A 17,809-nucleotide genomic window follows, 5' to 3' on the forward strand; every position below is an offset into this window, starting at 1 on the left:
GCCGCCGGAGGCCACCGCACTGGCGTGTGCTTTCGCACAAGGGTGGACAGGGTCACCGGCCCGTCACGATTGGTCGGGGTGCCCCGGGGTGCGAAGATGGTCGCGCCCGCCGCCCGCCCGCGCGGGCCTGCACCGACGAACAGGACGACCATCCATGAGGGAGCGCCCCACCGAGCACCGGCCCGCGGCGGCCGCGTCCCGCGGCGCCGCACTGCGGTCCTCGAGGCGCCTCCCAGGCCTCGACGCCGCTCGCGGGCTGGCGCTCGTGGCCATCATGTGCGTGCACATCCTGCCCGTGTCCTACGCCGCCACGGGCCGGCCCACGGTGACGTGGATCCTGTTCCCCGGCGACTCCCCGGCCCTGTTCGCCCTGCTGGCCGGCACGGGGCTGGCGCTCACCTCCGGCGGGCGCCGCCCGCTCCGCGGCCGCGCGATGACGGCCGCCCGGGCCGGCATCGCGGTGCGCGCGCTGCTGCTGCTGATCCTGGGGCTGGTCATCGGCCACCTCATGCCGCCGGAGCCCCCGGCGTACAACATCCTGATCTACTTCGCCGCGTACTTCCTGCTCGCCCTGCCCTTCCTGGGGCTCGGGCCGCGGGCCTTGTTCCTCGGCGCGGGCGCCGCCCTGGTGGCCGGCCCGCTGCTGCTCCACCTCGCCGGGGACGCGCTGCCGGGCTTCTCCTCCTACAACCCGACCTTCGTCACCCTGGTCACCGAACCGCTCGCGGTGCTGGGCCAGCTGCTCCTGACGGGGACCTACCCCGCCCTGCCGTACCTGGCCTATCTGCTGGCGGGCCTGGCCATCGGCCGGCTCAACCTGCGCCGCCGCGACGTCCAGGTCCGGCTGGTCGTGGTGGGCACGGTCCTCGCGGTGACCGCGAAGCTGGTCTCGCGGCAGCTGCTCTACGCCGGGGACGTCTACACCAGGCTGCTGTTCAGCGACCCGGACCTCACCGTGGCGCAGCTCGAGAGCCTGCTGACCTACGGCCCCGAGGACACGCTGCCGACGACCTCGCCGTGGTGGCTCGTGCTCACCACCCCGGACGTCAACACCCCGTTCTCCGTGGCGTGGAGCCTCGGGGTGAGCCTGGCCGTCGTCGGGACCTGCCTGCTCATGGCCCGCCGGCACAGCTCCTGGCTGCTGCCCGTGACGGCCGTGGGCGCGATGAGCCTCACCCTGTACACGGCGCACCTCGTGTTCCTGTCCTTCGAGCTCTTCCACACCGCGCCCCTGCTCTGGCTGATCGCGAGCCTGGTGCTCTCCGTGCTGTTCGCCCTCGCCTGGGAGCGGGCCTTCGGGCGGGGCCCGCTGGAGCGGGCGATGAACGCGGTGGTCCGGCCGGTCCGCCGGGCCGTGGCTCAGGGGTCCAGCCGGTAGCCGCGCTTGATCACGGTGGCGACCAGGGGAGCGGGCAGGATCCGGCGCAGCCGGGAGATCACCATCTCCAGGGCGTGCTCGGTCTCCAGGCCCGGCACCGCGGACAGCAGCTGCCCCCGGGAGACCACCGCCCCGGGGTGCGCCGCGAGCGCCCGCAGCACCGTGACCTGGGCGTCGGAGAGCGGGACGAACACGCCCTCCAGGGCGGCGCCGGTGCTCATCAGCCGCAGCGTCCCGTGCCGGGTGGGCACCGCCAGGGTGCGCTCCTCGACCGCGTGGGTGCACACCGCCCGGACCAGGGCCCCCAGCCGGTAGCGCTCCGGGACGAGCGGCTCCACCCCGACCTCCAGCAGGGGCCCGGCGCACACGGGTCCCACCGCGGCGGCCGTGACGTCCGTGCGCAGGGCGTCCACGAGGTCCTCGCAGCGGCCCATCTCCTGGGCGGTGCTGAACAAGGAGTCCACGGCCGGAGCGGCGGTGAAGGTCAGCACGTCCAGGCGGCGCTCGCACACGTCGCGGATCAGGCCGGGCAGGCGCTCGCCGTCGTCGGCGGAGAGCCACCGGTAGGGGGAGACCGTGTCCACCTGCGCCCCGGCGGCCACGAGCCGCTCCAGCTGGATCTGGTCCGTGAGCCCGTGCAGCTGGACCGCCACGCGGGCGCCGGCCACGCCGTCGGCCAGGAGCCGGTCGACCACCGACGAGGTCCGCTCGTCCTCGGAGACCTCCGCGTCCTCGAGCTCCAGGGAGAGCACCTGGCCCCGGGCCTTCGCCCCGCGGGTGAGCACCCGGGCGGCCCGGAAGGCGTCCCGCAGGTCCTCCCCGAGACCCGCGGCGTCGGCGGCCTCGAACCACCGGCGCAGCCCGTAGGCGGTGGTCACCACGATGATCCCGGGCCGGTGGGCGAGCAGCGTGCGGGTGTCCTCGACCACCCGGGTGTCCTCGGCCACGGGGGAGATCATCAGGGCGGGCGCGTGCACCACCTGGGCGCCGCGGCGCTCCAGGGCGGCGATGAAGTCCGTGGCGCGGCGGTGGGCCGTCACGCCGACGCGGAACCCGGTCAGTTCCCCGAGCGCGCCGGGCGCGCCGTGGTCACCGGGTGCGGGGGCGGGGGGTGCGGCGGTCATGCCCCGAGCGTAGGTCGGTCGTGTGACCACGGTGTTACCCCAGGTTTCCGATTCCGCACCACCTGCCCCCCCCGGACGCGGTGCGGGGAACCGCGGCGTGCCGGACGACCCGCTGGCGTGCACGGTGGGGCCCGCAGACTTCACGGAATCGTGAGGTCCGCGCAACGGGAGCGCCACGTGCGGCAGAGATCCTGGATCCGGAAAGGTCCCGGAGCACTGGGACCTCGGATGCGGCTCGGGCCCTGGCAGTGCCGGGGCGGGCCCGCGAGGACGGGGAAGTCATGAGGTGGACGTCCGGAACGGAGCGTTTCGCCCCGGCCGATGCCACGGGCGGAGCCCGCAGGTCCCCGGCGTGGTGGGCGGGCCTCGACGCGGCCCGCGGGCTGGCGCTGATCGGGCTGATGGCGGTACAGATCCTGCCCGGCCACCACGCCGTGACCCCGGCACCGGCCTGGCCGCACCTCCTCCTCTCGCAGACCTCGGCGGCACTGTTCATCCTGCTGGCCGGGGCGGGCCTGGCGCTCGGATCCGGGGGACGGTTCCCGCACCGGGGCAGATGGCTGGCCGCCGACCGGGTGGGGCTGGCCGTGCGGGCGGTGCTGCTCGCCGTGGTGGGCCTGGGAATCGGGGCGCTGATGCCCGAGGACGCCCCGGCCGACAACCTCCTGATCTGCTGCGGGGTGCTCCTCGTGCTGGCCATCCCGTTCCTGCGCCTGTCCGCGACGGCGCTGTTCGTCTGCGCGGCGGTCCTCTGGATCGTGGGCCCGCTGCTGGTGCAGGGCGTGACGGACGTCCTCCCGACACCCGCCTCCGCCCACCCCGCGTTCGCCGACGTGCCGGCGGAGCCGGGCGGGACGGTCTCCCGGATGCTGGTGACCGGCACCTACCCGGCCCTGCCGTACCTGAGCTGTCTGCTGGCCGGGCTGGGGGTGGGGCGGATGAACCTGCGCGACCCGGGGATCCAGGTCCGTCTCCTGGCGGCGGGGGCGGGGTTGGTCGTCCTCGCCCGGACCGCCGACCCCTTCGGACCGTACGGCTTCGGCGGCCACGGCCGGGTGCCGGCGACCGGCGGGACGGGCACGGACGAGCTGGCCGAGGTGCTGGTGCGGGGCCCGGATTCGTGGCCCGTCGACGGCGTGTGGGCGATCGCCGCCGGCCTGGGCGTGGCACTGCTGGTGCTGGGGGGCTGTCTGCTGGTCTCCCGCAGGGCCGGGGCGTGGCTGCTGCGGCTGTCGGCCGTGGGGGCGACGGGCCTGAGCGTGTACACCGCCCACCTGGTGGCGCTGGCGGTCGAGGTCCGGTACGACCTCCCCGTTCTCTGGTCCGTCGCCCACCTGGGGGCGGTGGTCCTGCTCGCCGTCGGCTGGCACCGGGCGCGGGGCCGGGGACCGTTGGAGCGGGTCCTCGACGCCGGCGGGGACGCCGGCCGCCGCACCGTGCTCCACCGGCACCGCCGACTCCACCGGACGTGACCCCCGGCACCGCGGGCCCCTCCGGTCCGGTCCCGGCCGGGAGCTCGAGCCGGGCGCATCCCGTCGGCGGTCCGGGGCCGCGTCAGATCCCGGGGGCCGCGGCGCCCTCGCGCACCGGGATCCGCGGACCGGTCAGCAGCACGGGGCCGTCGCCGGCCTCGGCGGCGGCGCGCTCGGCGTCGGTCGCGGGGCGGCGCTGACCGCGCTCGAGCACGTAGTCCTGGGAGTCGTCCGGGGCGGCGTCGTTGACGAAGGAGCGGAAGCGGCGCAGCCGCTCGGGGTCCTTCAGCGTGGCGGCCCACTCGTCCTCGTAGCGGTCCACGTGCCGGGCCATCGCGGCCTCGAGCTCCTCGCCGATGCCCAGGGAGTCCTCGACGACGACGGCGCGCGCGTGGTCGATCCCGCCGTCGAGCTCCTCCTGCCACCGGGCCGTGCGCTGCATCCGGTCCGCGGTGCGGATGTAGTACATGAGGTACCGGTCGATGTACCGGACCAGGGTCTCGTCGTCCAGGCCCTGGGCCAGCAGCTGGGCGTGGGCGGGGTTCGCGCCGCCGTTGCCGCCGGTGTAGAGGTTCCAGCCGTCGGTCGTGGAGATGATGCCCACGTCCTTGCCGCGGGCCTCGGCGCACTCGCGGGCGCAGCCCGAGACGCCCATCTTGAACTTGTGGGGGGAGCGCAGCCCCCGGTAGCGCAGCTCCAGCCGCACGGCCATGCCCACGGAGTCCTGCACCCCGTAGCGGCACCACGTGGAGCCCACGCAGGACTTCACGTTGCGCAGCGCCTTGCCGTAGGCCTGCCCGGACTCGAAGCCGGCGTCCACGAGCTCCCGCCAGATCTCCGGCAGCTGCTCGAGCCGGGCCCCGAACATGTCCACGCGCAGGGCCCCGGTGATCTTGGTGTAGAGCCCGTACTTCCGGGCCACCTCGCCGAGCACGATGAGCTTCTCCGGGGTGATCTCCCCGGCCGGCACGCGCGGGACCACGGAGTACGTGCCGTCCTTCTGCATGTTGGCCAGGGCCCGGTCGTTGGTGTCCTGCAGGGCGCCCCGGCCGGAGTCGAGCACGTACTCGTCCCGCTGGGAGGCGAGCACGGAGGCGACCACGGGCTTGCAGATGTCGCAGCCCAGGCCCGTGCCGAAGCGGGCCACCACCTCGTCCCAGGAGGACAGGTCCAGGGCGCGCACGGCCTCGAAGAGCTCGGCGCGGGAGAGCTCGAAGTGCTCGCACAGCGCCCTGGAGACCTCCACGCCGGCCTTCGCCAGCTCCAGGTCCAGGGTCTTCTTGAGCATCGGGACGCAGGACCCGCACTGCGTGCCGGCCCGGGAGCACTTCTTGAGCTCGCCGATCTCGTGCACGCCGCAGGAGATCTGCTTCCGCACGGCCCCGGTGGTGACGTTGTTGCAGGAGCAGATGACGGCGTCGTCGGGCAGGTCCCCGGCGGGGGCGTCCACACCGGAGGCGGAGAGGTAGGCGCCGGGCTCGCCGGGCAGCTCCCGGCCCAGCAGCGGGCGCAGGGCGTTGTACGGCTCGGCGTCCCCCACGAACACCCCGCCCAGCAGGGTCCGCGCGTCCTGGGTGACCACGACCTTCTGGTACATCCCGCGGGCGGGGTCCGCGTAGACGACCTCGAGGCAGTCCTCGGTCTCGCCGTAGGCGTCGCCGAAGGACGCCACGTCCACGCCGGAGAGCTTGAGCTTGGTCGCGGTGTCGAAGCCGTCGAACGTGGAGCGCCCGCCGGCCAGCCGGTCGGCGACGATCTCCGCCATGGTGTTCGCGGGGGCCACGAGCCCCAGGCACTCCCCGTTCCAGGAGGCGACCTCGCCGATCGCCCACACGTGCTCCGCGGAGGTGCGGCAGGCCTCGTCGATGACCACGCCGCCGCGCGGAGCCGTCGCGACGCCCGCGTTGAAGGCCAGCCGGTCCCGGGCCCGGATGCCGGTGGCCACGATGACCAGGTCCGCCTCGAGGTCGGCGGAGTCCCGGAACTCGACGGCGCACACCTCGCCGTCGGACTGGCGCAGCCCCACGCCGGAGGGGCGCTCGCCCAGGTGCAGGCGCACGCCGCGCGCGGTGATGAGGGCGTTGAGGGAGCGGCCGGCGCCCTCGTCGAGCTGCGCGTTCATCAGCCACTTGCGGGAGTGCACCACCGTGGCCTCCGCGCCGAGCTCCTGGAGCCCGCCCGCGGCCTCGAGGCCCAGCAGACCGCCGCCGATGACCACGCCGCGCGGGGTGCGCCCGTAGCGGGCGCGCAGCCGCTCGACCTCGGCGCGGATGGCCGCGACGTCGTCGAGGGTGCGGTAGACGAAGGCGTGGTGGGCGCCGGGGACGTCCAGGCGCGCGGCGTCGGAGCCGGTGGCCAGGACGAGCTCGTCGTAGCCGGTCACGGTCCCGTCCGCCGCGGCGACCGTGCGGGCCGCGGGGTCGATCTCCCGGGCCTTCACGCCCTGGCGCAGGTCCACCCGCGGGTCCTGCCACACCGTGCCCCCGCCCAGCGTGAGGTCGACCGCGCCCGCGGGGCCCGTCAGCGCCTTGGACAGCTGGACGCGGTCGTAGGGGACCCACGGCTCGTCGGCGAACACGGTGAGGCGCACGTGGTGGTCCTCCGCGGACAGCACCGCCTCCGCGAAGCGGTGGGCGGCGGGGCCGCCGCCGACCACGACGACGTGCTGGGGGGACTGCGGGGAGAAGGGGGAGCGCGGCACGGGGACCTCCGGGAGCTGGCGGGCGGCTGGGGCGTTGCTCCGACTCTAGGGAGACGGGATTGCCCCGCCGTTGCCCCGCCGTTCCGGTCGCTTTTCGCTTCCCTCACCGGGGCCCCGGCTCCGTGTGAGCGGGCTTTGACCGGGGCGAAACGGCTCCGGAGCGCGCCCGTCATCCACCCCGCCTAACGTCGAGCACGACGTTCCGCCGAGCCGCAGGAGGCCCCTCATGACGACCCTCACCCCGACCACGACCGCGACTACGACCACGACCACGGTGGACGCGGCGAGCCCTTCCGCCGGCACCGAGTGGCACGACGTGTGCGCCCTGACGGACCTCGAGCCCCTGTGGGGCGAGGCCGCCCGGGTGGCGGGCCGCCAGGTGGCGCTGTACCGGGTGGACGCCACCACGGTGCTCGCGGCCGACCACCGCGATCCCCGCACCGGGGCCTGCGTCATGGCGCGCGGCATCCTCGGCTCCCGCGGCTCGGCCGTCACGGTCGCCTCGCCGCTGCACAAGGAGGTCTACGACCTCGCGACCGGGCGGTGCCTCACCGGGGACGGCCCCGCCCTGCCGGTGCACCCGGCCGAGGTGCGCGACGGGCGGGTGCTCGTCGGGCTGCCCCGCTGACGGCACGTCGTCGGGGTTCTCCCAGGTACTCCTTCGTAAAATGACCGGGTGACACGACAACACCCTCGGAGCGGTCCCCGGTGGCCCTGGTCCTGGCTGCCGCACCGGCACCGCCACCGCGGCGCGACGTCCCGGGGCGCCCGGCGGCGGCTGCGCCTGCTCGGGGCCGGCGCCCTGGCGCTGGTGCTCCTGCTCGTCACGACCGTGGCCCTCCTGGTCGGCCGGGACGAGGAGACCCCGGAGGCCGAGGCCCCCGAGACGGTCTCGTGCGCCCGCTACGGCCTCGACGGCGTCCGGGTCACGGCCCGCGGCCCCGGCGGGCCCACGGACGGGGCCGTGCTGGACGCGCGCGTGTTCGGCCCGGGGGAGGAGCGGGAGGACCGCTTCCAGCTCGAGCACGAGCACGACGGGATCACCAGCTCCTACCACGTCTTCGCCGAGGACCTGGACTGGGACCGGCCGGTGGGCGTCGTGTACCACTTCCACGGGGACGGCGCCTTCGAGTACGAGAGCCCCCAGTACACCGCCTCCTGCCTCGCGGAGGTCGCACGAGAGCACAACATGCTGCTGGTGGTCCCGCGGACCCCCGATCGTGCGGGGGAGATCACCTGGTGGGAGGAGCGGGACCTCAACGCGCAGTGGTTCCTCTCGCTCGTCGAGGAGCGGCTCGAGCCCGACTACGACATCGACCGCTCCCGCACCTGGCTGACCGGGTACTCCGGCGGGGCCCAGTTCATCAGCCAGGAGCTGCTGGCGGACCACGTGGACCTCGTCCCGGGCGGCGGCGCGATCATGATGGGCGGCGGACAGGCCCCGGACCGGCCCTCCGCGGAGCCCACCTCCGAGCAGCTGCAGGAGCTGCGCCTGCGCTGGGACGTGGGCACGGAGGACGACGGGACCGACCCGCAGGCAGAGTTCGACGCCCTGTCCGCGGCGTGGGACGGGCACCACTGGTACGAGGAGCAGGGCTTCGAGCGCGCCCGCATCCGTTACCGGGACGGCGTGGACCACTTCGGGCTGCCGTACGCCCGCATCCTCCAGCGCGCGCTGAACGCGGCCGAGGAGGACTCCCAGGAGCAGTCCTGACGTGCCCCGTCGCCCTGGGTCCTGGGTTTTTCTCGGGCCGGGGACCCGCTCCGCGTTTGCTCTAGTAAGCTCAGACGTGCACCAGTGCGCCGCGAGCCCGTCGTCCACGACAGGCGGGCGCGCGCCGGGCGCCGTGCCGGGGGGCGCGGACGGGGCCGGGACCGGCACGGGTGCCCGAACCGATCGATCCGTGGGGGAACCGCATGTCCGCAGAACGCACGCCGCCGGCCGGGACGGCCACCGCCAACGGTGTCCCGACGGAAGGACCCGGGCGCAACGCCGCCGGGGCCCCCCGGACGACCCGCCGGCTCACCGGCGTCGACGCCGCCCGCGGGTTCGCCCTCTTCGGCATGGTCGCCGTGCACACGCTTCCCCTCTTCCACGAGGACACCGGGGACCCGACCCTGACCTGGACCCTGTTCGCGGGTCACTCGTCCGCCCTGTTCGCGACCCTGGCCGGGGTGAGCCTGGCCTTCACCACGGGCGGGCGCACCCCGCACACCGGGCGCAGGCGGACCGCCTCCCGGTGGGCGCAGGTCTGCCGTGCCGCGATCATCGCCCTGGTCGGCTTCCTGCTGGGGTTCCTGGTGCTGCCGTGGGACAACATCCTCATCTACTACGGGGTGTTCTTCCTGCTGGCCATCCCCTTCCTCGGCCTGAGGATCCGGTACCTGCTCCTGAGCGCCGGTCTGTTCGCGCTGATCTCGCCCTTCGTCATGCAGTGGTCCCTGGGCTTCCTCCCGGCCCACGTCTACGACAACCCCAGTCTGCTGGACCTCGCGCAGGACCCCGGGGGCGTCGCCGCCCACCTGTTCCTCACGGGCTCCTATCCGGCCCTGCCGTGGATGACGTTCGTGTGCGCCGGCATCGCCCTGGGCCGGATGAACCTGGCGCACCGCCGCGTGCAGGCCGGCCTCGCCGCGGTGGGGGCGGCGCTCGCCGCCGTCACCTGGGCCGCCTCCGACCTCGCGCTGCGTCTGGGCGGCTACGACGCCATCGCCGGGGCCACGCCGTGGATGAGCGAAGAGGAGATCGACGAGATCCTGGTCTTCGGGGCCGACCCGGAGCTGCCGACCACCACGCTGTGGTGGCTGCTCGTGCCCGGCGCGCACTCGAACACTCCGTTCTCGCTGCTCCTGAGCCTGGGCCTCGCGGTGTTCACGCTGGGTGTCTTCCTGCTGCTCCCGCGCGCGGTGGGGAGAGTGCTCACGCCCCTGACGGCCATGGGAGCCATGACCTTCACCCTCTACGTAGCCCACCTGCTGGTCATGTGGCTGGAGCTGTTCTGGGACGCCCCCAGCCTGTGGTTCTGGGGACAGATCGTCGCCTTCGCGCTCGTGGCCGTCCTCTGGCAGCGATACCTGGGCCAGGGCCCGCTGGAGAAGGTGGTCACCCGGTCGACCAAGGCCGTCTCGCGCCGGGTCCTCGCCCGGGGCGAAGACCGGGCGCGGCCGCCGGCCGCCTGAGCCCGTGCACCGTCAGAGACCCAGCGCGGCCTCGAGCTCGGCGCGGATCCGCCCGAGCCGCTCCTGCGCCTCGTCCCGGGCTGCGGGCAGCGCGGCTCGGCCGGCCACCGGGGCGACCACCTCGAGGTAGCACTTGAGCTTCGGCTCCGTCCCGGAGGGGCGCACGATCACCCGGGTGCCGTCCGCGGTGAGCAGGCGCAGGCCCTCGGTGGGCGGCAGCCCTGTCCCCGGGGCGGCGAGGTCCGCGACCTCGACCACCGCGGAGCCGCCCAGCGCCGCGGGCGGGGCGTCCCGCAGGGCGGCCGCCATGACCGGGATGCGGCTCAGGTCCGCCACCCGGATGCTCAGCTGGTCGGTCGCGTACAGCCCGTGGGCCAGGGCGAGGTCGTCCAGCACGTCCAGCAGGGTCCGGCCCTGCGCGCGCAGCTCGTCGGCGAGCACCGCCACCGCCACGGCCGCACTGATCCCGTCCTTGTCCCGGACCACCTCCGGCGCCACGCAGTAGCCCAGCGCCTCCTCGTAGCCGAACGCGAGCCCCGGGACGCGGGCGATCCACTTGAAGCCGGTCAGCGTCTCCTGGTGCGCGATCCCCGCCGCGGCGGCGATCCGCCCCAGCAGGCGGGAGGAGACTATGGAGTTCGCGAACACGGCGCCTTCGCGGCCCGCGCACCGGGCCGCCGCGGCGTGGCCGAGCAGCACGCCCACTTCGTCGCCACGCAGCATCCGCCAGTCCTGCGCCGTGCCCCCGGCGCGGGTCCCGTTCCCTGGCACCGGGACGGCCACGGCCACCCGGTCCGCGTCGGGGTCGTTGGCCAGGACGAGGTCCGCGCCCACGGCGCGGGCGGTGGCCAGGGCCAGGTCCAGGGCGCCGGGCTCCTCGGGATTGGGGAACGCGACCGTGGGGAAGTCCGGGTCCGGCTCCGCCTGCTCCGGGACCACGTGCACGTCGGCGAGACCGGCCCGCCGCAGGGCCTCCGTCGTCGTGCGCCCGCCCACCCCGTGCAGCGGGGTGAGGACCACCCGCAGGGGACGTTCCCCGTCCGCGGACGCGGGGACCACGGCGGGGAGCACGGCGTCGAGGTAGTCCTGCTCGACGCTCGCGGGCAGGACGGTCCACCCGTCCTGCGCCCGGGGGATGTCCTCGACGGGGCCGACGGCCGCGATCCGCTCGGCGATCATCCGGTCGTGCGGGGCCACGATCTGGCAGCCGCGGGCCGCCGGCTCCACGGTCCGGCCGCCGAGGTAGACCTTGTAGCCGTTGTCCGCCGGCGGGTTGTGGCTGGCGGTGACCATGACGCCCACCTCCGCCTCGAGGGCCCGCACCGCCCACGCCAGGACGGGGGTGGGCAGCGGCGCGGGCAGCAGCAGCGTCTCGATGCCGGCGGCTGTGAACACCGCGGCGGTGTCCCGGGCGAAGACCTCGGAGCCGTGCCGGGCGTCGTAGCCGACCACCGCACGGGGGCGCCGGGCGGAGCCCGCCGCGCCGTCCGCCGGGGTCTGCACGGCCAGGACGTGGGCGGCCAGCCCCGCCGCGGCGCGCAGCACCACCACCCGGTTCATCCGCATCGGCCCGGCGCCCAGGGCCGCCCGCAGCCCGGCGGTGCCGAACTGGAGGGTGCCCGAGAAGCGGTCGGCCAGTTCCGCCCGTGCGGCGGCGTCACCGGCGGCGGCCGCCTCGACGAGGGCCTCGAGCTCGGCGCGGGTGGCGGGGTCCGGGTCGGCGGCGCCCCACGCGCGCGCGGCGTCGAGGAGCTGCGGGTCGGTGCGGGGGTCGGTGGTCATGGCGCGGCCTCCTGGGGCGTCCGGTGCGTCGGGGTGCCGGGCCGGGAACCCGTCCCGGCCCGGGGCCGGTCAGAGCTGGGCGACGATGCGGGCGAGCAGTCCGGAGATCCGGGCGCCCGCGGCGCGGCCGGCCTCGAGGACCTCCTCGTGGGAGAGCGGGGTCGCGGAGATCCCGGCGGCCTGGTTGGTCACGAGGGAGATCCCGAAGACCTCCATGCCGGCGTGCCGGGCGGCGATGGCCTCCAGAGCGGTGGACATCCCGACGAGGTCGGCGCCGAGCACCCCGGCCATCCGCACCTCCGCCGGCGTCTCGTAGTGCGGGCCGGGGAACTGCGCGTAGACCCCCTCGTCGAGAGTGGGGTCCACCCCACGGGCCAGCTCGCGCAGCCGCGGGGAGTACAGGTCGGTGAGGTCCACGAACGTGGCACCCTCGAGCGGGGACCGGCCCGTGAGGTTGAGGTGGTCGCTGATGAGCACCGGGGTGCCGGGGCCCCAGGACGGGTTCAGCCCGCCGCAGCCGTTGGTGAGGATCATGGTGTGCGCCCCGGCGGCGGCCGCGGTGCGCACGCCGTGGACCACAGGGCGCACGCCTCGGCCCTCGTAGTAGTGGGTGCGGGCGCCGATCACCAGCGCGTGCCGGCCCGCGGCGGTGCGCACGGAGCGCAGCGTGCCCACGTGGCCCTCGAGGGCGGGCGGAGTGAAGCCGGGGATCTCCGCGGCCGGGATCTCGGCGACGGTCTCGCCGATCAAATCGGCGGCCTGGCCCCAGCCGGAGCCGAGGGTCAGGGCGATCTCGTGCGTGTCGACCCCGGTGGCCCGGCGGAGGGCGTCCGCGGCCTCCTGGGCGAGCTCGAAGGGGTCGGCCCGGTCAGCGCTGTGCTCTGTGTCCACCCGCCCCAAGCTACCGCATGGTCCCGAGCCGTCCGGTGCGGCCGGGCCGGTTCCGCCGCCGGAGCGGCACCTGCAAGAATGGCCGGGTGACTGCACACAGCGAATTCTCCATCCAGAAGCTCGTCATCATCGGGGGCGGTCCGGGCGGCTACGAGGCCGCCCTGGTCGCCGCCAGCCTCGGGGCGGATGTGACCATCGTGGAGCGCCAGGGCCTGGGCGGCTCCGCGGTGCTGACGGACGTGGTTCCGTCCAAGACGCTCATCGCCTCCGCCGACGCGATGACCCGCTTCGCCGAGGCCGCGGACCTGGGGGTGCACGTGCGTGGGGGCAGCAAGGACGGGGACGAGATCAACGACCTCGCCGTGGACCTGGAGAAGGTCAACACCCGTCTCCTGCGCCTCGCGGCGTCCCAGTCCCGGGACATCAAGCGCGGGCTCGAGCGGGTGGGGGTGCGCGTGATCGCGGGCACCGGCCGGCTGCTCAGCCCCACCTGCGTGCAGGTCACCACCGACGACGGGCTGGAGTACACCCTCGACGCGCAGGCCGTGCTGCTCGCCGTCGGGGCCTACCCCCGGGAGCTGCCGTCCGCGAAGCCGGACGGGGAGCGGATCTTCAACTGGAAGCAGGTCTACCACCTCACCGAGGTCCCCGAGCACATGATCGTGGTGGGCTCCGGCGTGACCGGCGCGGAGTTCGCCTCGGCCTACCGGGGCCTCGGGGCCGAGGTCACGCTCGTCTCCTCCCGTGACCAGGTGCTGCCCGGCGAGGACGAGGACGCCGCGGCCGTGCTCGAGAGCGTCTTCGAGCGCCGCGGCATGAACGTGCTCAGCCGCTCCCGCGCCGACTCGGTGGAGCGCAGCGAGAACGGGGTGGTCGTCACGCTCTCCGACGGGCGCAAGATCGCCGGCTCGCACTGCCTCGTCGCGGTCGGCGCGATCCCGGCCACCGACGACCTCGGGCTCGAGGAGGTCGGGGTGGCCCGCGCCGAGTCCGGGCACATCAAGGTGGACGGCGTCTCCCGCACCACCGTGCCGGGCGTCTACGCCGTGGGCGACTGCACGGGCGTGCTCCCGCTCGCCTCGGTGGCCGCGATGCAGGGCCGGATCGCCGTGGCGCACCTCATGGGCGACGCCGTCAAGCCGCTGCGCACCCACCTGGTGGCCTCCAACATCTTCACGTCGCCGGAGATCGCGTCCGTGGGCGTGAGCGAGAAGTCCATCGAGGACGGCACCTACCAGGCCGACACCATCATGCTGAAGCTCTCCACCAACCCGCGCGCCAAGATGATGGCGGTCGAGGACGGGTTCGTGAAGATCTTCTCCCGCAAGGGCTCCGGCACGGTGATCGGGGGAGTGGTGGTGGGTCCCCGCGCGTCCGAGCTGATCTTCCCGATCGCCCTGGCCGTCACCCACAAGCTGCACGTCGACGACCTCGCCGACACCTTCACGATCTACCCGTCCCTCACCGGGTCGATCTCGGAGGCGGCCCGGCGCCTGCACGTGCACATCTGATCCCCGCCGGCACGCACAACGGCCGCATCCCCCGCTGCGGGGGATGCGGCCGTTGCGCGTGCGGTGCCGGCGGGAGCGGCTCAGCGGCGGGTGACGACGTTCTCCATGTCGACGTCCTTGGTCTCCGGGGAGAACCAGAGGGCCACGAGGGTCAGCACGGCGCCGAAGGCCAGGTAGAGGCCGACGGAGCCCACGCCGTAGCTCGCGTTGAGGGTGACGGCCACGTACGGGGTGATGGCGGCACCGAGGATCGACGCCGTGTTGTACGCGACGCCGGAGCCGGTGTAGCGCACGTTCGTGGGGAACAGCTCGGGCAGGATCGCCGACATCGAGCCGAAGGTCAGGCCCATCAGGGTCATGCCGACCACGAGGAAGAACAGCACGCGGCCCGTGCTGACGTCCGCACCGGTGCCGACCGCGGCCGGGTCCATGAGCAGGCCGAAGCTCAGCCCGAAGAGCAGGATCACCGAGGTGATGACCAGCTGCGAGCTGCGCCGGCCGAAGCGGTCCGCGACCCACCCGGAGACGGGCACCATGGCGGCGAACAGCAGCACGGCGAGCAGCTGCAGCACCAGGAAGTCCCGGTAGGGGATGCCGAGGCCGCCGTTGGCGGGGCTGCCGATGCCGTAGGAGAGGATCCACGCGGTCATCAGGTAGAAGAGCATGTAGGTGGCGAGCATGATGAAGGTGCCCTGGACCATCTGCAGCCACGAGCCCCGGAACGCCTCGACGAGCGGGGTCTGGACCTTCTGGCCCTGGTCCAGCGCCTTCTGGAAGACCGGGGTCTCCTCGAGCTTGAACCGCACGTACAGGCCGACGACGACCATCACCACCGACGCCAGGAACGGCACGCGCCAGCCCCAGGTGAGGAACGGGTGGTCGGTGCCCTGCTCGGCGACCGAGACGAAGCCCATCACCACGGTCAGCACCAGGAAGAAGCCGTTGGCCAGGATGAAGCCGAACGGGGCGCCGAGCTGCGGCCACATGGCGGCGCGCGCCCGCTTGCCCTCCTCGGCGTACTCGGTGGCCAGCAGGGCCGCGCCGGACCACTCGCCGCCCAGGCCCAGGCCCTGGCAGAAGCGCAGGATCGTCAGGATGAGCGGGGCCCAGATGCCGATCGAGTAGTAGGTGGGCAGCAGGCCGATGAGGAACGTGGCGACGCCCATGGTCAGCAGGGCGCCGATCAGGGTGGCCTTGCGGCCGATCCGGTCGCCGAAGTGCCCGAAGATCACGGAGCCGATCGGGCGGGCCACGAAGGCCGCGGCGAAGGTCGCCATGGAGGCGAGCAGCTTGGCCGTCTCGTCCTCGCCCGTGAAGAACAGGGCGGGGAACACGGCCACGGCCGCGGTGGCGTAGACGTAGAAGTCGTAGAACTCGATCGTGGTGCCCACGAGGGAGGCCAGGATCACCCGGCTGCGGGGCACGCGGTCGGACAGGGGGAGCGAGGGGGAGGACGCGCCGGCGGCGTCCTGCCCGGTCACCGGAGAGGACATGGGGAAACCTCGGTCGTAGCAGTGGGTGGGGACAAGATCCCGATAGTACGCCCGGCTGTCCGTATAGCGGGTGGCCCGTCTCACATCCTGGAACGACGACGAGGTCGGGGACGCGCTCGACGACGACGCCCCTCCCGGGTGTCGACCGGTCCGGCGGACCGGCCGGTCGACACCCGGGAGGCGGCCGTCACCCGTACCGACGCACCTCGTGGAAGAAGGAGTCGATGGTGTGCAGACCGCCGGTGCCGGCGACCGTGTCGTAGACGTGCTTGCCCACCGCGAGGTCGAGAACGCCCAGGCCGAACGGCGAGAAGACCACGGTCCGGTCCGCCGGCACCTCCACGGTGCCGGTCATGACGTCGTACAGCGTGCCGGCGAGGAAGTCCCGCGAGCCGGTGAGCTGCTCGGTCAGGTGCACGGACGTCTGGGCCTTGAGGCAGTGCTCCACGTCGTCGACGATGTTCGTGGCGGCGAGGATGACCTCGGGCCCGAGGTCACGCAGCGAGATGTGGAGCACGAGCGGGTGGTGCTCGAACCACGACGGGTCGGTGACGTGCGGCTCTCCCGCCGTGGTCGCGAACACGACCAGGTCGCTCGAGCGGATCAACGACTCGGCGTCCTCGTGGACGGTGACCGTGCTCTCGGGCGCGGAGCGCTCGAGGTAGCCGCGGAAGCCCTCGCAGCTGCCCGGCAGCAGGTCGAACACCCCCACCTCGTCGAAGCCCCACCCGGTGTCCGCCAGGAACGCGTGGACGAAGCGGGCGATGAGCCCGACGCCGAAGAAGCCCACCCGCGTGGGGCGCCCCCGCTCCCGGCTGAGCCAGTCCGCGGCCAGGGCCGCGGAGGCGGCGGTCCGGGAGGCGCTGATGATGGAGCTCTCCAGGCAGGCGAAAGGGTAGCCGGTGTCCGGATCGTTGAGGATCAGCACGGCGGAGGCCCTCGGGATGCCGAACTCCACGTTGGTGGGGAAGCTGGAGATCCACTTCAGGCCGTCCACGGCACGGGGTCCCCCCAGGGAGGCGGGCAGCGCGATGATCCGTCCGGTCGGGCGGTCCGGGAACCGCAGGAAGTACGACGGCGGGTTCACCGTCTGTCCGGCGCCGTGCAGCCGGTAGGTGTCCTCCACCAGCGCGACGATCTCGGCCCGGTGCCCCTGCAGCACCTGGTCGACCTCCGCGCCGGAGACGACCGCGAAGGACGGGATGGTCGGCTGCCGTCCGGGGGCGTCCTGCCTGTGGTCCGTGCCGGGTCCGCTGGTCAGTGTCATCGTCCCTCCTCCTTCGAGGCCGTGCCCTGGAGCGACACCGGGTCGCTCATGGCGACGAGGATCTCCCGCTCGCCCTCGTACGGTTCGCGGCTGTGCGCCGTCCGGACGTTGTCGACGAGCATCAGGTCGCCGGCGCGCCACGGCTCGCGCAGCGTGTGCGACTCGTAGATCTCGTTCAGCATGGCCACGACGTCCTCGCCGATGGGGTCGCCGTTGCCGAACGCCGTCGTGAACGGGAGGCCGTCCTCCTCGTACATGTCCATGAGGTACTCGCGGACCTCCGGGTCGATCGTCCACTCGCTGAGGAAGGCGACCTGGTTGAACCAGCAGCGCTCCCCGGTGACGGGGTGACGGACGATCGCGGCGCGGCGCTGACGCGTGCGCAGGCCGCCGTCGGGCTGCCACTCGAGCTCGATCCGGTTCTCCGCGCAGTAGCGTTCGACCGCGGCGCGGTCGTCCGTGCCGAAGGCGTCCGCGACGGAGGCGCCGATCTCGTCGTTGTAGTTGCGGATCAGCATCCAGCCGTCGCGCTCGAACCGCGTGACCAGGTCCGCAGGAAGGGCGCGCAGCACCGCCTGGGAGTCCGCGACACCGGTCACGCCGCCGGCGGCCGGGGCGGTGAGGCAGGCGAGGAGCAGCAGCCCGGGGGCGTGGAGCGTGTAGCTCAGCTCGTGGTGCATGCACATGGGCTGGTTCGCCGGCCAGGTGGCCGAGGAGTACACGCCGGGCGCATAGGAACTGCGGGCGGCGAAGGCCTCCCGGTCGGTCATCAGCTCCGGGCTGACGGCCCGGAAGACGGCGGCGACCTGGTCGGGGTGGGACAGCCCGAGGCCGCGCACGAGGACGGCCCCGTGCCGGACGACGGTCGCCCGCAGTGCGTCACGGTGCTGCTGGGCCCAGGACACCGGGTTGCCCGGGGGAGAGACCAGGGCGGTGGCCGGCGCACCCGGGCGCGCGTCGACGTCGAGCTCCGGAGGTGCGGAGGTGGCGGACATGGTGGTTCCTTCCGG

13 protein-coding genes are annotated in these 17,809 nt (G+C 73.9%); 6 read left to right on the plus strand and 7 right to left on the minus strand.

Features of this window, described 5'->3' with window-relative positions; all coding sequences use genetic code 11:
* Positions 1-154: 154 nt before the first annotated feature.
* Positions 155-1,378, plus strand: a complete 1,224-nt coding sequence (locus E7Z53_RS15090; RefSeq protein WP_176338118.1) for a heparan-alpha-glucosaminide N-acetyltransferase domain-containing protein — start codon at positions 155-157, stop codon at positions 1,376-1,378.
* On the opposite strand, the gene E7Z53_RS15095 is transcribed toward E7Z53_RS15090, so the two are convergent.
* A complete protein-coding gene (locus tag E7Z53_RS15095) occupies positions 1,360-2,502 on the minus strand; it encodes a uroporphyrinogen-III synthase (protein ID WP_176338119.1) in 1,143 nt (380 codons plus the stop codon). The two genes, E7Z53_RS15090 and E7Z53_RS15095, sit on opposite strands and share 19 nt — an antisense overlap.
* 281 nt (positions 2,503-2,783) lie before the next feature.
* Here E7Z53_RS15095 and E7Z53_RS15100 point away from each other — a divergent pair, with 281 nt between their 5' ends.
* Positions 2,784-3,974 carry a heparan-alpha-glucosaminide N-acetyltransferase domain-containing protein gene (locus E7Z53_RS15100; protein ID WP_176338120.1) on the plus strand — a complete coding sequence of 397 codons (1,191 nt, stop codon included), beginning with the start codon at positions 2,784-2,786 and terminating at the stop codon, positions 3,972-3,974.
* Between the two features lie 82 nt (positions 3,975-4,056).
* Here the strand turns inward: E7Z53_RS15100 and nirB are convergent, their stop codons facing one another.
* Positions 4,057-6,675, minus strand: a complete 2,619-nt coding sequence (gene nirB, locus E7Z53_RS15105; RefSeq protein ID WP_176338121.1) for a nitrite reductase large subunit NirB — start codon at positions 6,673-6,675, stop codon at positions 4,057-4,059.
* 226 nt (positions 6,676-6,901) lie between these two features.
* Here nirB and nirD point away from each other — a divergent pair, with 226 nt between their 5' ends.
* The 3 genes from nirD (at position 6,902) to E7Z53_RS15120 (ending at position 9,855) form a co-directional block, all read left to right on the plus strand.
* Complete coding sequence (gene nirD, locus E7Z53_RS15110; protein WP_176338122.1) at positions 6,902-7,303, plus strand: nitrite reductase small subunit NirD; 402 nt, start codon at positions 6,902-6,904, stop codon at positions 7,301-7,303.
* Positions 7,304-7,351: 48 nt separating this feature from the next.
* Positions 7,352-8,389, plus strand: coding sequence for a hypothetical protein (locus E7Z53_RS15115; protein WP_176338123.1), 1,038 nt, complete (start codon positions 7,352-7,354; stop codon positions 8,387-8,389).
* 203 nt (positions 8,390-8,592) lie between these two features.
* Complete coding sequence (locus tag E7Z53_RS15120) at positions 8,593-9,855, plus strand: heparan-alpha-glucosaminide N-acetyltransferase domain-containing protein (RefSeq protein WP_176338124.1); 1,263 nt, start codon at positions 8,593-8,595, stop codon at positions 9,853-9,855.
* 12 nt (positions 9,856-9,867) lie between these two features.
* On the opposite strand, the gene E7Z53_RS15125 is transcribed toward E7Z53_RS15120, so the two are convergent.
* A complete protein-coding gene (locus E7Z53_RS15125; protein WP_176338125.1) occupies positions 9,868-11,637 on the minus strand; it encodes a phospho-sugar mutase in 1,770 nt (589 codons plus the stop codon).
* 69 nt (positions 11,638-11,706) lie between these two features.
* Entirely contained in the window at positions 11,707-12,528 is an 822-nt protein-coding gene (locus E7Z53_RS15130) for a purine-nucleoside phosphorylase (RefSeq protein WP_176338126.1), read from the minus strand.
* Positions 12,529-12,614: 86 nt separating this feature from the next.
* Between E7Z53_RS15130 and E7Z53_RS15135 the strand changes: the two genes are divergently transcribed.
* The gene (locus E7Z53_RS15135) at positions 12,615-14,039 is read left to right on the plus strand and encodes an NAD(P)H-quinone dehydrogenase (RefSeq protein WP_176338127.1); all 1,425 of its coding nucleotides are present in this window, start codon (positions 12,615-12,617) and stop codon (positions 14,037-14,039) included.
* A gap of 80 nt (positions 14,040-14,119) precedes the next feature.
* Here the strand turns inward: E7Z53_RS15135 and E7Z53_RS15140 are convergent, their stop codons facing one another.
* The 3 genes from E7Z53_RS15140 to E7Z53_RS15150 all read right to left on the minus strand — a co-directional run bounded on the left by E7Z53_RS15140 (position 14,120) and on the right by E7Z53_RS15150 (position 17,794).
* Entirely contained in the window at positions 14,120-15,532 is a 1,413-nt protein-coding gene (locus E7Z53_RS15140) for an MFS transporter (protein WP_176338128.1), read from the minus strand.
* 187 nt (positions 15,533-15,719) lie between these two features.
* Positions 15,720-16,799, minus strand: coding sequence for a 2,3-diaminopropionate biosynthesis protein SbnB (gene sbnB / locus E7Z53_RS15145; RefSeq protein ID WP_052132900.1), 1,080 nt, complete (start codon positions 16,797-16,799; stop codon positions 15,720-15,722).
* Positions 16,796-17,794 (minus strand): TauD/TfdA family dioxygenase, encoded by a 999-nt coding sequence (locus tag E7Z53_RS15150; protein WP_176338129.1) that lies wholly within the window; start codon positions 17,792-17,794, stop codon positions 16,796-16,798. Before E7Z53_RS15150 ends, sbnB begins: the two co-directional genes overlap by 4 nt.
* Positions 17,795-17,809: the final 15 nt, after the last annotated feature.

The sequence above is a fragment of the Kocuria salina genome (assembly GCF_013368965.1).
Lineage (GTDB): Bacteria > Actinomycetota > Actinomycetes > Actinomycetales > Micrococcaceae > Kocuria > Kocuria rosea.

What these genes read in the sequence shown, in the direction of transcription:
- E7Z53_RS15090 (WP_176338118.1), top strand. Translation starts at nt 155, where the DNA reads ATGAGGGAGCGCCCCACCGAGCACCGGCCCGCGGCGGCCGCGTCCCGC.
- E7Z53_RS15095 (WP_176338119.1), bottom strand. Translation starts at nt 2,502, where the DNA reads ATGACCGCCGCACCCCCCGCCCCCGCACCCGGTGACCACGGCGCGCCC.
- E7Z53_RS15100 (WP_176338120.1), top strand. Translation starts at nt 2,784, where the DNA reads ATGAGGTGGACGTCCGGAACGGAGCGTTTCGCCCCGGCCGATGCCACG.
- nirD (WP_176338122.1), top strand. Translation starts at nt 6,902, where the DNA reads ATGACGACCCTCACCCCGACCACGACCGCGACTACGACCACGACCACG.
- E7Z53_RS15120 (WP_176338124.1), top strand. Translation starts at nt 8,593, where the DNA reads ATGTCCGCAGAACGCACGCCGCCGGCCGGGACGGCCACCGCCAACGGT.
- E7Z53_RS15125 (WP_176338125.1), bottom strand. Translation starts at nt 11,637, where the DNA reads ATGACCACCGACCCCCGCACCGACCCGCAGCTCCTCGACGCCGCGCGC.
- E7Z53_RS15140 (WP_176338128.1), bottom strand. Translation starts at nt 15,532, where the DNA reads ATGTCCTCTCCGGTGACCGGGCAGGACGCCGCCGGCGCGTCCTCCCCC.
- sbnB (WP_052132900.1), bottom strand. Translation starts at nt 16,799, where the DNA reads ATGACACTGACCAGCGGACCCGGCACGGACCACAGGCAGGACGCCCCC.
- E7Z53_RS15150 (WP_176338129.1), bottom strand. Translation starts at nt 17,794, where the DNA reads ATGTCCGCCACCTCCGCACCTCCGGAGCTCGACGTCGACGCGCGCCCG.